The organism is Proteus faecis, from assembly GCF_003144395.1.
Lineage (GTDB): Bacteria > Pseudomonadota > Gammaproteobacteria > Enterobacterales > Enterobacteriaceae > Proteus > Proteus faecis.
On record NZ_PENZ01000045.1, the window covers coordinates 154,736 to 169,556 of the forward strand.

At 36.9% G+C, this 14,821-nt stretch carries 12 protein-coding genes; all 12 read right to left on the bottom strand.

Translation table 11 applies throughout. From position 1 onward, the window contains the following. Positions 1-86: 86 nt before the first annotated feature. Entirely contained in the window at positions 87-1,583 is a 1,497-nt protein-coding gene (mqo, locus tag DK858_RS14560) for a malate dehydrogenase (quinone) (RefSeq protein WP_109398021.1), read from the bottom strand. A 12-nt stretch (positions 1,584-1,595) separates the two neighbouring features. Beyond that, the gene (locus DK858_RS14565) at positions 1,596-1,991 is read right to left on the bottom strand and encodes a cupin domain-containing protein (protein ID WP_006537410.1); all 396 of its coding nucleotides are present in this window, start codon (positions 1,989-1,991) and stop codon (positions 1,596-1,598) included. A gap of 554 nt (positions 1,992-2,545) precedes the next feature. Beyond that, positions 2,546-3,307: a 3-deoxy-manno-octulosonate cytidylyltransferase gene (kdsB, locus tag DK858_RS14570; RefSeq protein WP_099074994.1), complete on the bottom strand. Its 762-nt coding sequence runs from the start codon at positions 3,305-3,307 to the stop codon at positions 2,546-2,548. 4 nt (positions 3,308-3,311) lie between these two features. Then, the gene (locus tag DK858_RS14575; RefSeq protein ID WP_004244593.1) at positions 3,312-3,491 is read right to left on the bottom strand and encodes a Trm112 family protein; all 180 of its coding nucleotides are present in this window, start codon (positions 3,489-3,491) and stop codon (positions 3,312-3,314) included. 415 nt (positions 3,492-3,906) lie between these two features. Next, complete coding sequence (locus DK858_RS14580) at positions 3,907-4,122, bottom strand: cold-shock protein (protein WP_023581324.1); 216 nt, start codon at positions 4,120-4,122, stop codon at positions 3,907-3,909. A gap of 513 nt (positions 4,123-4,635) precedes the next feature. Further along, complete coding sequence (gene lpxK / locus DK858_RS14585; protein ID WP_109398022.1) at positions 4,636-5,625, bottom strand: tetraacyldisaccharide 4'-kinase; 990 nt, start codon at positions 5,623-5,625, stop codon at positions 4,636-4,638. Then, on the bottom strand, positions 5,622-7,367 hold the full coding sequence (gene msbA, locus DK858_RS14590) for a lipid A ABC transporter ATP-binding protein/permease MsbA (RefSeq protein ID WP_109398023.1): 1,746 nt from the start codon (positions 7,365-7,367) through the stop codon (positions 5,622-5,624). Before msbA ends, lpxK begins: the two co-directional genes overlap by 4 nt. Before the next feature lie 36 nt (positions 7,368-7,403). After that, a complete protein-coding gene (locus DK858_RS14595; RefSeq protein WP_109398024.1) occupies positions 7,404-9,773 on the bottom strand; it encodes a DNA internalization-related competence protein ComEC/Rec2 in 2,370 nt (789 codons plus the stop codon). A 399-nt stretch (positions 9,774-10,172) separates the two neighbouring features. Further along, entirely contained in the window at positions 10,173-10,460 is a 288-nt protein-coding gene (gene ihfB / locus DK858_RS14600; protein ID WP_006537420.1) for an integration host factor subunit beta, read from the bottom strand. Between the two features lie 62 nt (positions 10,461-10,522). Beyond that, positions 10,523-12,196, bottom strand: a complete 1,674-nt coding sequence (gene rpsA / locus DK858_RS14605; protein ID WP_006537421.1) for a 30S ribosomal protein S1 — start codon at positions 12,194-12,196, stop codon at positions 10,523-10,525. Between the two features lie 173 nt (positions 12,197-12,369). Then, entirely contained in the window at positions 12,370-13,056 is a 687-nt protein-coding gene (gene cmk, locus DK858_RS14610) for a (d)CMP kinase (RefSeq protein ID WP_109398025.1), read from the bottom strand. A gap of 302 nt (positions 13,057-13,358) precedes the next feature. Continuing rightward, positions 13,359-14,645: a 3-phosphoshikimate 1-carboxyvinyltransferase gene (aroA, locus tag DK858_RS14615; protein ID WP_109398026.1), complete on the bottom strand. Its 1,287-nt coding sequence runs from the start codon at positions 14,643-14,645 to the stop codon at positions 13,359-13,361. Positions 14,646-14,821 lie beyond the last annotated feature (176 nt).

Consider the following 14,821-nt stretch of genomic DNA (forward strand, 5'->3'; position numbering starts at 1 on the left):
GAAAAATATTATTTATACCAACAATACGGATAAAAAATAAAACAGCCCCATACTACAGGGCTGTTTTATTTTTATAAGTACTATGACTAAAGTGTATCTAATTTTAATGTTTTGGCTGTTGATTCACGAATATTGCGACATGCATCCGCATCCACTTTGAGATCAATACCATAAGTTGGAATAATCGTTTTAAGACGTTCTTCCCAACCATCATTTTCAAGCTGATCTTTAAAACAAGACTTAATAATATTAATAGCAATAAATGCTGCGGTAGAAGCACCCGGCGATGCTCCTAATAATACCGAAAATGATTTATCTGCGCTGCTAATTAACTCAGTACCAAATTCTAATACACCATGATGCTTAGCTTCAGGTTTAATAATCTGAACACGCTGTCCAGCCACAGCCTCTTGCCAATCTTCATGCTGTGCCTGAGGATAGAACTGTTTGAGCATTTCAAATTGATGTGCCGAAGTTTGTAATACTTGCCCAATTAAATATTCAGTCAATGACCAGTTATCTTTTGCTACATCAAGCATCGGTTCTATATTACTGGGGCGAATTGATTCAAATAAATCTAAATAAGAACCCTGTTTTAAAAACTTACTCGAAAATCCAGCATAAGGGCCAAAGAGCAGAGAGCGTTTACCCGCAATAATACGAGTATCAAGATGTGGCACAGACATCGGTGGTGAACCTACATCTGCTTTCCCATAAACTTTAGCATGATGACGATTACAGATTTTATCTTCATCACAGCGCAACCAAATGCCACTAACCGGGAATCCACCATAACCTTTACCTTCTGGAATACCTGATTTTTGTAACAAATCGATAGCGCGTCCCCCCGCACCAACAAAAACATATTTAGCGGAAATAATGTATTTATCATGAGTGGTTAGATCTCTGACTTCAATATTCCAACCACCCGAATTATTCCTTTTTATATCAATAACATCATGTTTATAGTGCAACTCAAAATTGTTTTGTAAGGAAAGTTGCTTAACTAAGAGATGTGTTAATGCGCCATAATCGACATCAGTACCTGTAGTAACGCGAGTCACCGCAAGTTGTTGATTAGGATCACGCCCTTCCATTATTAATGGCGCCCAATTTTCAATTTGTTTTTTATCTTCACTGTATTCCATATTTTCATAACAGTGATTAGCAGACATTTGGCGATAACGTTGATGAAGAAATTTAACATTATCAGCCCCCCACACAAAACTCATATGTGGGCAAGCATGAATAAAATCTCGAGGATCAGTAATTTTGCCTTTTGTGACTAAATAAGACCATAATTGACGAGATAGATCGAATTCTGTATTAACTTCTAATGCTTTACTGATATTCACAGTTCCATCAGAATTTGGAGGCGTATAATTTAATTCACAGTTAGCTGCATGTCCGGTCCCTGCATTGTTCCATGAATTAGAGCTCTCTTGACCACAATCATTTAATCTTTCGAACATAGCGATTTTTAAACTCGGTTCAAGCTCTTTAAGTAATGTACCGAGCGTCGCACTCATGATACCAGCGCCAATTAATGCGATATCAACCTGCTCACTAATAGGTTTATTCATAACAACTCCCAATTAGTTGGTTGTTTTATTAGGTTTAAAACATAATCCTGCGTCTTCTTTATAGACAACATAAGCACGACGCCAAGGCTCATTATCTAAAAGACGCCATTTATGGCCAGTGCCACTATTATCTTGTGCTAATAACACATCACCCGGCCTAATAATGAAGGTTGAACCATCTTTTACTTCAAATTCTAATGTACCAGATAGTGTAATAACATAGCGAGGAACGGGATCCTGATGCCAATCATAAGAACCTCCAGAAGTTGTTTCCCTAAACGATAATTCTGAAACATTGATAGGTAAACTTTCCCGATCGCCTTGTGAGCTATCTTTAAATTCAATGACACCTTCTTCAAATAACGAATTGCCATCTTCTCCAGTCCATAAACGAACACAACGGATCATATTTTCAAACTCCTTTAATAATTTTATACTTAAAATTACTTAAAATTTGATAATTCTTTAGTATAGATAATATTCTTACTACTTTCCCCAATTAGCATCATAATTAAATATTTTTATTATTAAAAAAGTATAGCAGTAATTAAATTATATAATTGATTATTAGATCGAATATTCAATAGGTTGTTCAAAAAAACATAGTATTCTTTACAAAGAATATTCCGATAATATGTTATATTTCTCAGTCGTTCTTGAATATTTTATTTTTTATTTAATCTTTTTAACCCGTTACATAAATTGAGATTTTGCTACTCTGATAAAAATTTATTTTTACTGAGGCTCAAATCATCAATATCTTGAAACGACGAATTAAGGAATAAAAGAAGTAGATATTTGTCGCTAAATGGTGGGATAACATCAATTATTACAATCATAAATCTAATTTAGCAATAATTAACTCAATAATATTAAGTAGTTAATTTAACTTAAAGAAAAAATATAAAAACGGCACTTAATAAAATAAGTGCCGCTAGATATTTTAGATTTTAATATAATAATTAAAATTCTTGGTTCAGTGCACGATAGGCAGCTCTTGCTGCAATTAGATCATCTTGTGTATCTACACCTACTCCGGGGACTTCTAATGCTTTTGCAACATGGATTTTTTCGCCATACCACAGTACACGTAGTTGCTCTAACATTTCAATAGATTCTAATGGGCTTGGTTCCCAAGTAATATATCGACGTATAAAGCCTGCACGATAAGCATAAATACCAATATGGCGTAGATAATGCTCACCAATTTCATCATGTGATAAATTAAAACGGTCTCTTTCCCAAGGAATGGTTGCACGAGAAAAATAAAGTGCGAAACCTTTTGCATCCATCACGACTTTCACCGCATTAGGATTAAAAGCTTCTTTTGAATCAACAATAGGTACCGCCAATGTTGCCATTCCTGCACCACAACTTGCTAAATTTTCAGCAACTTGGGTAATAATAGCGGGTGGAATAAGAGGCTCATCACCTTGTACGTTAACGATTATCTCATCATCGGCAAATTGATACTTTTCAATGACTTCGGCTAAACGTTCTGTACCTGAATGGTGATCTTCGCGAGTCATACACGCTTCCCCGCCCGCTTTTTCAACTGCTGCAACGACATCTAAATTATCAGTTGCAACAATGACACGGTTTGCACCAGAGCGCATAGCTTGTTCCATTACACGAACAATCATAGGTTTGCCATGAATATCCGCGAGGGGTTTACCCGGTAAACGGGTCGATGCATATCGACCCGGGATAATGACCGTGAACATGAAATTACTTTTCCTCTTCTAGTGACAATTCTCTTGCTTCATTCTCCAGAAGAACGGGGATATTGTCACGAACAGGATAAGCTAAATGATCAATTTTGCAGATAAGCTCTGAATTTTCTTTATCAAAGATAAGTTTGCCGTGGCAAACTGGACAAGCAATAATTTCGAGTAAGCGGTGATCCATTTTGTCCCTCTCAAGGGTTAATCATTTTATAGGGCAAAAGGATATCATAAGGAATGATCAGCGTTAATACTCAAAACCACTCGTTTAGTGATAATTCGAAAATAATTTTAGTTATTAATAAATTTATTATTTTCTCTTTTACTATAAGCAACAAAAAAGCCACATTAATGTGGCTTTTTATCGTTGAGTCTGCAACATCATTAATAAAGAATTACATTCAGCTTTTATTGATAATAATTTAACCTTTTTATTATCTTTATTGCATTCTAATTAACGAAAGCACTCTTTTATATTACTTACTTCAGCTCGGTGGTAAACTATTTCCGCTTACCTACCTAAAATAGGCATAAACGATAATTTAATCTCAATGCTAAACTATCGTTTTATCTACATCTTTGACAAGGCTAAGCCTTATTTAAAACCCGATAACATCAGCGGCTTCTAAACCTGCTGCTGTTCTGATAACAGAAAACTCAACGTCTTGGCCTTCTGTTAATGCTTTATTTTTTGTATTGGCAATCGCTTTTTTATTGACATAAACTTCTTGTTCAATATCTCTTGCAACAATAAGACCATAACCTTTGTTATTGTCAAACCATTTTACGCGACCCATTCTTAATTGTAATGTCATGATAGATAAACTCCTTTTGTTCTTTGTATAGTTTTATTTTCCTATACATATGCATCCTACTTTTTATTAAGTCTTCGTATATAAAACCCCAATTAAATTCTGAACACATTAATTTAAGTAGTGCATTTTATTATTCAATATAAATGTTCAAAATCGTGATAGCTAAGCTTAATAAATATCATAAAGCTCAATAAATATTTACAGTATCAATATGACAAAAAAATGACATGTTGATATTTATTGCACACTGATAAAAAGATAACCGAATATAGCGATAATGAATCACCAGCAAAAATGGTTTTCATCATTCGTTGTGTACAAAAGTCGACACTATTCACTGCTCAAACTATTAACTCTACATCTAAGATCCACAAAATCTCCACACAAGGCTTTTGAGTAGATAGGGTAATGACGAGTTAAATTGAACTACGACAAAAGCGATATGCAACTATAGGTAGGTAATCTTTTATGTAACGCTATCCTGATTTCCACTATAAATATCATTGTTTCAGATCAGATACAAGTTTTTTTCGAGCCGTAAATTAAATTGCTGACTTGTTTTAGCACAGATTGACTATTTAATTCAGCGCTAACCGGTAAATACCACCAATTATCTTGCGCAAAATGCTGACATTTAACAGCATCCTTTTCTGTCATAATAAGGGGTTCTAAATCAGGTGTTAAATCTTGTAATTCTTGGGCACTATAATCACTATGATCACTAAATGATTTTGTTGTGATTAACTCTACTCCTTTTTCATTTAAAGAGTTAAAAAATCGAGGTGGATGACCAATTCCAGCGATAGCAACAGCTTTTTTAATTTGCTGAACGGGTTTCTTTTCTCCCGTTTTAAGATTCACTGCAATATCACCTTCCAACGTCATGCCTATCTCTTTACCTTGACTTACCCCACCATTAACAATAATTGCATCTACTGACTTTAAGCGTCCTACACGCTCTCGCATAGGGCCTGCTGGTAACCACCAACCATTACCAAACCGACGCAGACCATCAATGACAACAATTTCATAATCTCGTTGTAATGCATAATGCTGTAAACCATCATCCGTAATGATAACATCAAGCTTATATTGAGCTAATAACGCTTTTACTGCATCTCGTCGATTAGGAGCAACCGCCACGGGAACACCAGTTCGATGATGAATCAATACAGGTTCATCACCTGCCATGGCAGGTGATGTATCCGAGGCCAAAAGTAATGGATAATGGTCTGATTTCCCGCCGTAACCACGAGAGACAACACCTGGTTTAAATCCCCGCTGTATTAATTGCTCAACAAGCCATATCACAACGGGTGTTTTACCATTCCCACCTGCGGTTAAATTACCAACAATCACAACAGGAACGGGAGCTTTCCATGATGCTAACCACCCTTTCTGATATGCAAAACGCCTTAACAGTGTGATCACACCATACAACCATGAGAATGGAAGCAATAGGATATAAAACCAAGATTTACCAGACCAAATCCGTTCAATCATTTGCCAAATTGCATCCTGTGAAGTTGTGCATAAATACCTTTTTTCTCAATCAAATCAAGGTGTGCGCCACGTTCAATAATTTCACCATCTTCAATAACCAATATTTCATCTGCTTTTTCAATCGTCGATAAACGGTGAGCAATGACTAAAGAGGTTCTGTTTCGTTGTAGTTCATCAAGTGCTGACTGGATAGCTCGTTCTGATTCTGTATCTAGCGCCGATGTTGCTTCATCAAGAATAAGAATTGGTGAATCTCGTAATAACGCTCTTGCTATTGCAATACGCTGACGTTGTCCACCTGAAAGTAACACGCCATTTTCACCAATTTCAGTATCTAAGCCTTTATCCATTTTTTGGATAAAATCCATCGCATGTGCCATTTTCGCTGCTTTTTCAATATCTTCACGGGAATACTGATCTTCACAAGCGTAGACGATATTGTTTGCTACAGTTTCATTAAAAAGATGTACATTTTGAGAAACTAGTGCAACTTGGTTACGCAAAGATTTCAATGTGTATTCACGAATATCATGACCATTAATCAATATCTCACCTTCATTAATGTCATAAAAACGAGTGAGCAGATTTGCAATCGTAGACTTACCTGACCCAGAACGCCCAACTAATGCAACAGTTTTCCCTGCGGGAATAGTAAATGATATGTTTTTCAGTGCCGGCGTATCTTTTGTGACATATTGGAAAGTTACATTACGAAACTCAATATCACCTGTTGGTTTTTTCAGTTCAAGTTTACCCGTGTCTTTTTCTTGCTCCATATCGAGAATAGCAAATAGCGTTTGACAAGCAGCCATACCACGCTGAAATTGAGCATTGACATTAGTCAGTGATTTCAACGGGCGCATTAATGCAACCATTGAGGAAAAGACAACAGTAATTGTACCCGCTGTTAATGTTTCCATAATTTCAGGGAAACTTGCTGCATACAGAACAAAGGCTAATGCGAAAGAAGCAATCAATTGAATAATAGGATCTGAAATTGACGACGCGACAACCATACGCATACCTTGGCGACGAATATGATTACTCACATGGTTAAAGCGTTTATTTTCAACTTCTTGACCATTAAAAATCAGTACTTCTTTATGTCCTTTTAGCATTTGTTCTGCGCTAGTTGTCACTTGCCCCATGCTATTTTGGATTCGTTTACTGATGGTTCTAAAACGAGTTGATACCAAACGGATAACAACTGCTACAATAGGCGCGATCACAATAAGGATCAGGGATAATTGCCAGCTATAGTAAAACATCAAACAAAATAGCCCGATGATATAAGCACCTTCACGCACTACAGTAATTAATGCACCTGATGATGAAGAGGCAACTTGTTCTGAATCATATGTGATACGGGAAAGTAAAGTCCCTGTTGATTGCTGATCAAAAAAGCTCACCGGCATTCCCATAATATGAGAAAACAGTCGGCGACGCATATTCATTACTACTTTTCCAGATACCCAAGAAAGGCAGTAACTTGAAATAAAGTTAGATATACCACGCAGAACTATCAGTCCAATAACGGCAAAAGGCATCCATTTTAATACGTCATTGCTGGCTTTACCAAACCCTTCATCAAGAAGCGGTTTTAATAAAGAAATCATAAATGCATCCACACCCGCATTAACGACTAATGCAATTGCAGCAACGATTAAACCCGCTTTGAAAAGTCGGATCATTGGCCATAAGCGGCGGAATGTTTGCCACGTTGATAGATCTATATCATTCATATATATTACCAAACTTTTAATAATTAGCCGGTCATTCTACTCGGGAAACGTCAAAATACCAAACCACTGATGATACCAACGAGGTAAAATATCTCGTCTATAGGTAAATACATCAATATTATCTTGATTGAACTCGACAGAAACTTGACCACTAACAGAGGTTGTTAGCCAATTAATAGCTTCTTTTTTATAACGAAGATGTACTTTATCAGAAGGTAAACGCCAAGGGCTATAACGAGCAGCAGAAACGAGTGCAATTTTTGGCGATACTGCTTGAATAAACATCAATGTGGAAGATGTTTGACTACCATGATGAGGAACTTGTAAAACATCCGCTTTCAGTTGAGTTTTTTTTACTCTTACCAATTGAGCTTCAGCTTCTTTCTCTATATCTCCAGTCAAAAGAATAGTATGTTTACCATCGCTGACATTAATCACACAGGATTGATTGTTCTTCGGGGAGAGTAATTTATTTGGTGGCCATAATGCATCAAATTGAAGCCCTTTCCACTGCCATGATTTATTGCTTAAGCAAGCTAAATGAGAAGGATCGTCAAAACTACTACGAATGCTTAAGTGAGGATAAGCTTTTATTAAATCTTTAATTCCTCCCGTATGATCAAGATGGTCATGACTAATTATCAATGCAACTGGTTTAAGTCGATGACTTTTTAAATAAGGAATAATGACACTTTTGGCAATTGAACCACCACCTTTCCAACGCATTCCCGTGTCATAAATAATCGCCTCCCCTTCTTTTTCAATAATAACCGCCAAACCATGTCCAACATCTAGCATAGATATTCGCCATTGATAGTGTGATGAAGCTACGAATTCACAATATAAAATAGCGCCAAGAGCCACAATACAAATAAAGTGGTGATACCACCATGACATTTTAATGATTAAAATAATACCTATGCCCAAAAAACCTAATAATAAAGGGATAGCGCCGATATCTTGCCAAAATGGTAAAAATAATGGAGAACACCAAAAAGCAAGGTTAATAGAAAGATCAACCCAATGCCAAATTATTGGTTGTAAAAATGAGAGAAAAAATGTCAATAATCCAAACATTATTAATGGCACAGTAATAAAAGAAATAACAGGAACCGCCCATAAATTAACGATAAAACTAAAAAAATTAGCACCATTAAATAAATATAATTGAAATGGTAATAAAATTATTAATAAACCAAATTGTAAATGTATCAATCTTAAAATAAACCACCGCTTTTGATAATTATATTGAATTTTTAATGGATACATCCAATACCAAAAAATAATGGCAAATACAGCAGAAAATGAAAGCCAAAAACTGGCAGAAAGAATAGAAAGAGGTTCAACAATCAGAATGAGTGCAGCACTCCAAAGTGCCCATTGCCAAGGTAAAAATAATCGGCTCCCCGAATGTAAAATAACCCAAACGGTTAATCCTATCACAGCTCTTGTTGCCGGTATTCCCCAACCTGATAACGTGGCATAGAAAACACCACATAGCCAAGCTATAACTAATGGAAACTGTGGATTAATCCATCTGATAGGAAAAAGAAATTGAATACCTCTTGCAATACCCCAACCAACAAAGGCAGCTAAACCTATATGTAAACCCGATATCACAATTAAATGAGCAACCCCTGTTTTCATATAGAGATCTTTTTTCTCGGGTTCGATATGTCGTTTATCGCCTAAAACTAGAGCAATAATTTCACCTTTATTTTGTGTGGTTTGCCAATAAGCTGAGATTGTCTGAATAAGTTGAGTACGCAGTGATATATCATCTCGAATAAACTTAGCTGACATCACTTTACCCGTTAATGTTTCTTTCATAGAAACAGCATATTTTTGGTTATCAAATCCACCTTGATTTAAATAGCTATGGACAGCTCTGAATTGAATTTTAAACTTCCAATGCTGGCCTGCCATTATATTTTTAGGCGGATTTCGCCAATACACATTGGCATAAACAGATGATGAAAAGAGTGTTTTTTTCGTAATAGGTATTTTGATAATAATATTACCATCTGTTAATTGGCGATACTCTATTACCTTGGTTTCAATGGTTGCTACATTATCAGCAAATTGTTCCGTTCTCGTCATTAAGGATGACGCTACCATATTTGAATAAACCCAGAAAAATAGAAATATTGCTAAAAATCGGAATAAGCAAAAAGGGATCAGTAATAGAAAGAGTGCAACAAGAATAATAATGTAATAAATAGTCTGGCTAAAAAGTGAATGTTGAATTAATAATGGTAAACAACCTAATATCATCGCCAAAGCAATATTATCTAAAGTTAACCTTGTGAAATAGAGTTTTTGAAAATAGGTTGAATGAAAACACCTCCGTTTTATTGATATCACCTCTAACCCAAAAAAACTCATCATTCGATTCAATAAAATCATTTCCAGCATCCTTACTTTCAATCATTCTTTAAATATCATGATGTTATCATTTGATTAAAGAAAGGATTTTAGACCGTTTTTTAGCAGTACTTTATAAAAAGAAAAAGCGCCCTTGCTACATACAATAAATTTTGAGAAGAAACTCGTAAAAAGCGAAACAACTAAGTGATATTGGTAATTAAGTAGAGAAATTAAAACTGAAACAGAATACAGTAATAAAAAAGAAAGATGCTAATGAGATAAAGCCAATAGAGCGAATCAATAATTCAGGATTAGAAATAGAAGAAGATTAGAGAGGAGAAAAACAGACTAAAAGCCATAATAATTAGTAATAAAAAACGGCACCTAAGCGCCGTTTTGAGAAAGTTAACTAACATCGTGCCATTTCGACAGGAGTTATTATTCCGTATAAATATTTACACGGTCACGTAACTCTTTACCAGGCTTAAAGTGTGGAACGTATTTACCTTCCAGATCTACTTTATCACCAGTCTTCGGGTTACGACCCGTACGCGGCGCACGGTAGTGTAGAGAAAAACTGCCGAATCCGCGGACTTCGATACGCTCACCATCAGCTAAAGTATCAGCCATATGATCAAGCATTTCTTTTACAGCTTCTTCAACCGTCTTAGCCGAAAGATGAGATTGTAGGCCTGCAAGTCTCTCGATTAACTCAGACTTGGTCATATTACCTCCCTAAACTACCGATAAATAGGCAACGATTAACGTTGCCTCGTTAATAACTTAAATTATTCGCCTTTAGCTGCTTTGAAAGCTTCAGCCATAGCGTTGTTTGAAAAACCAACTTCTTCTTTATTGTTTACAGAAGCGATAGCGTCTTTCTCGTCTGCTTCGTCTTTAGCACGAACAGATAAGTTGATAACGCGGTTTTTACGGTCAACGCCAGTGTATTTAGCTTCTACAGCTTCGCCAACATTCAGAACCAGAGTTGCATCTTCAACGCGGTCACGTGAAGCTTCTGAAGCACGCAGGTAACCTTCAACACCGTCAGCTAATTCTACAGTTGCGCCTTTAGCATCAACAGCAGTTACTTTACCAGAAACAATAGCACCTTTTTTGTGAGCAGACAGGTAATTATTGAATGGATCTTCTGATAATTGTTTAACGCCCAGTGAGATACGCTCACGTTCAGCATCAACTTGCAGAACTACAGCAGCGATTTCGTCGCCTTTTTTGTATTCACGAACAGCTTCTTCACCTGCAACATTCCAAGAAATGTCAGATAAATGAACCAGACCGTCGATACCGCCGTCTAAACCGATGAAGATACCGAAGTCAGTGATAGACTTGATTTTACCTTCAACACGGTCGTTCTTGTTGTGAGTTTCTGCGAACTGCTGCCATGGGTTAGATTTACACTGTTTCAGACCCAGTGAAATACGACGACGTTCTTCATCGATGTCCAGAACCATAACTTCAACAACATCACCAACGTTAACAACTTTAGATGGGTGAATGTTTTTGTTAGTCCAATCCATTTCAGAAACGTGTACCAGACCTTCAACGCCTTCTTCGATTTCTACGAAGCAACCGTAATCAGTCAGGTTAGTTACACGACCAGTCAGTTTAGTACCTTCTGGATAACGTTTAGCGATAGCTACCCATGGATCTTCGCCCAGTTGTTTCAGACCTAATGATACGCGAGTACGTTCACGGTCGAATTTCAGGACTTTAACAGTGATTTCGTCGCCAACATTGACAATTTCACTTGGGTGTTTAACACGTTTCCAAGCCATGTCAGTGATGTGCAGTAAACCGTCAACACCGCCCAGATCAACGAATGCACCGTAGTCAGTAAGGTTCTTAACGATACCTTTAACTTCCATGCCTTCTTGCAGGTTTTCTAATAACTGATCGCGTTCTGCGCTGTTTTCAGATTCGATAACCGCACGACGAGACACAACAACGTTGTTACGTTTTTGGTCTAATTTGATGACTTTGAACTCAAGCTCTTTGTTTTCCAGATGAGTTGTATCGCGAACTGGGCGAACGTCTACCAGTGAACCTGGTAAGAACGCACGAATGCCGTTCAGTTCAACAGTGAAACCACCTTTAACTTTACCGTTGATGATACCAACAACAGTTTCGTTTTCTTCGTAAGCTTTTTCCAGCATCAGCCACGCTTCGTGACGTTTAGCTTTTTCACGAGACAGAACGGTTTCACCGAAGCCATCTTCAACCGCGTCCAGAGCAACATCAATTTCGTCGCCTACTTGGATTTCTAATTCGCCTTGAGCGTTTTTAAATTGTTCTACAGGAATAGCAGATTCTGATTTCAGACCTGCATCAACCAGAACAACGTCTTTATCGATAGCAACTACAACGCCACGAACGATAGCGCCAGGACGAGTTTCGATTGTTTTTAGGGATTCTTCAAAGAGTTGAGCAAAAGATTCTGTCATGTTAATGATCTTCAAGTAAATTTAATTAACGTCCATTTAGCATCCGGCCGAATGGGGTTGTTTCACATACCTCGTTACATCCTTTGTGACAAGGTCATCGGGCATTGTTGTGTTTTCATTAACACGTCAACCCGATTTAGATAATTACCTAGTATAAACGAAATAAAAATTAATTACGCTGATAATTGCAGATTTTTTTTAGCATAAGTCAACGATTTTTCAATGACTTCGTCAATAGACAAGCTTGTAGAATCGAGAATTAATGCATCTTTCGCCGCAACAAGTGGCGCAACCGCGCGATTTCGGTCACGATAATCGCGTTCTTTTATCTCGGATAAAAGGCGTTCAAAGTTAACATTAAAGCCTTTTTCCTGCAACTGTAACATGCGTCGACGTGCACGCTCTTCAGCACTTGCCTCTAGAAATATTTTCACTTGGGCATCAGGAAAAACTATTGTACCCATATCTCGGCCGTCTGCAATTAAGCCTGGCTCTGTACGAAATGAGCGCTGACGACGCAGTAATGCTTCTCTTACACGAGGAAAAGTCGCAGCTTGTGAGGCTGTATTCCCAACCGTTTCTGTTCGAATTTCAGATGAAACATCTTCACCTTCAAGAATGACACTTAAACCATTCTCATTAGGGATAAAACGCACATCCAAATTTGCAGCCAAAGGTACTAAAGCATCTTCTGAAGTGATATCAACACGGTGATGTAAAGCCGCTAATGCCAAGACACGATAAATAGCGCCAGAATCGAGTAAGTGCCAGCCAAACGCTTTTGCTAATGCTTGGCATAATGTTCCTTTACCTGCTCCGCTGGGCCCATCAACAGTTATAACAGGGACGATAACCGCCATGAGTTTCTCCTTTTCGTGGACACTGCATTTCTGTGTTTGTTGCGCTTATTACATTGATATAATAGGCATAGTGTTCAAGCAGAGAAAAACAGTCTTTAATATATGCGCGACATTATACGCATACAACGTATAGGAAGAAACCAGCAGATAAGTACTAAAGAGTCTTATTTAATATTATTTTTTCGAGATGGCGCGTTTTTTAGTTTAATTACAATAAAAATCGGCCATATTGTTCTTCAAAAAGTCCAATATGACCGATTTAACTGATTTAATTTTGACTTGTTTTATTAATAATTTTTACATTAATTATTACGTTTAGAAAGTGTTTCTAATTTCTCAAAATAATCAGGAAAAGTTTTTGCGGTACATCCCGGATCAAGAATAGTGATTGGCGTATCAGAAAGTGCCACCAGCGAAAAACACATCGCAATTCGGTGATCATTATAAGTTTTAATATCCGCAGTGATTAACTGCTTTGGTGGCGTTACTTTTAAATAGTCATGCCCTTCTTCAACCATCGCACCTACTTTTTGTAACTCAGTTGCCATTGCCGCTAATCGATCAGTTTCTTTTACGCGCCAGTTATAAATATTGCGGATAACCGTTTCACCTTCAGCAAAAAGTGCCGTGGTAGCAATGGTCATTGCTGCATCAGGGATAGTATTCATATCCATATCAATGCCTTTTAATGTTCCACGCTCACACTCAATATAATCATCCCCCCAACGCACTTTTGCCCCCATTTTTTCAAGTACAGAAGCAAAATGAATATCCCCTTGTAAACTATTTTTACCTATACCTGTAACACGTACAGTACCCCCTTTAATGGCGGCGGCAGCTAAAAAATAAGAAGCAGAGGAAGCATCACCTTCTACAAGGTATTTTTCTGGTGATTGATATTGTTGGCCACCTTTTATAACAAAACATTGGTAGTCTTGGTTTTCAATTTTCCCACCAAAAGTATTGATTAACGCCAAGGTAATATCAATGTAAGGTTTTGAGACTAATTCGCCTTTAATGGTGATAGTCGTATCTTGCTCAGCTAAAGGAGCGGTCATTAATAATGCCGTTAAAAATTGACTAGAAACACTACCATCAACCTCAACATTACCACCTAAAAAACCACCACGTAAGCGAATGGGTGGATAATCCTTTTGTTCAAGGTAGTCAATTTTTGCACCACCTTGGCGTAAAGCGTCAACTAAATGTCCAATTGGACGCTCTTTCATACGAGGTTCACCAGTAAGAATAATATCATGCTGACCGAGATTTAGTGCGGCAGCTAATGGACGCATTGCTGTTCCGGCATTACCTAAAAAGAGCTCTAATGGTGAATGTGTTTTAAATTCCCCTCCTAGCCCTTCAATATCACATACCGTATTGTTATTTGATAATTGATATTTTACACCTAACGCTTTTAATGCATTAAGCATATGGCGAATATCATCACTATCTAATAAATTGGTTAGACGAGTTTTACCTTTAGCCAATGTAGCTAATAACAATGCACGGTTAGAGACACTTTTTGATCCTGGTAAATTAATAACACCTTCGATATGAGCAATAGGTTGTAATGTTAACGATTCCATAAACAGGTAGAAACTCCAATAAACAAGTTATTTAAGCAGAAATGTCATTTAATTAAATATCAATTTATTTAGGTACTTACATTTTATTTATTAATTCTGTACTTAGTAATTCAATTTTAATTATTAACATCTTAAATATTGAATAAATAAGAAAACCTGTATTTTAAGCAGGCTTT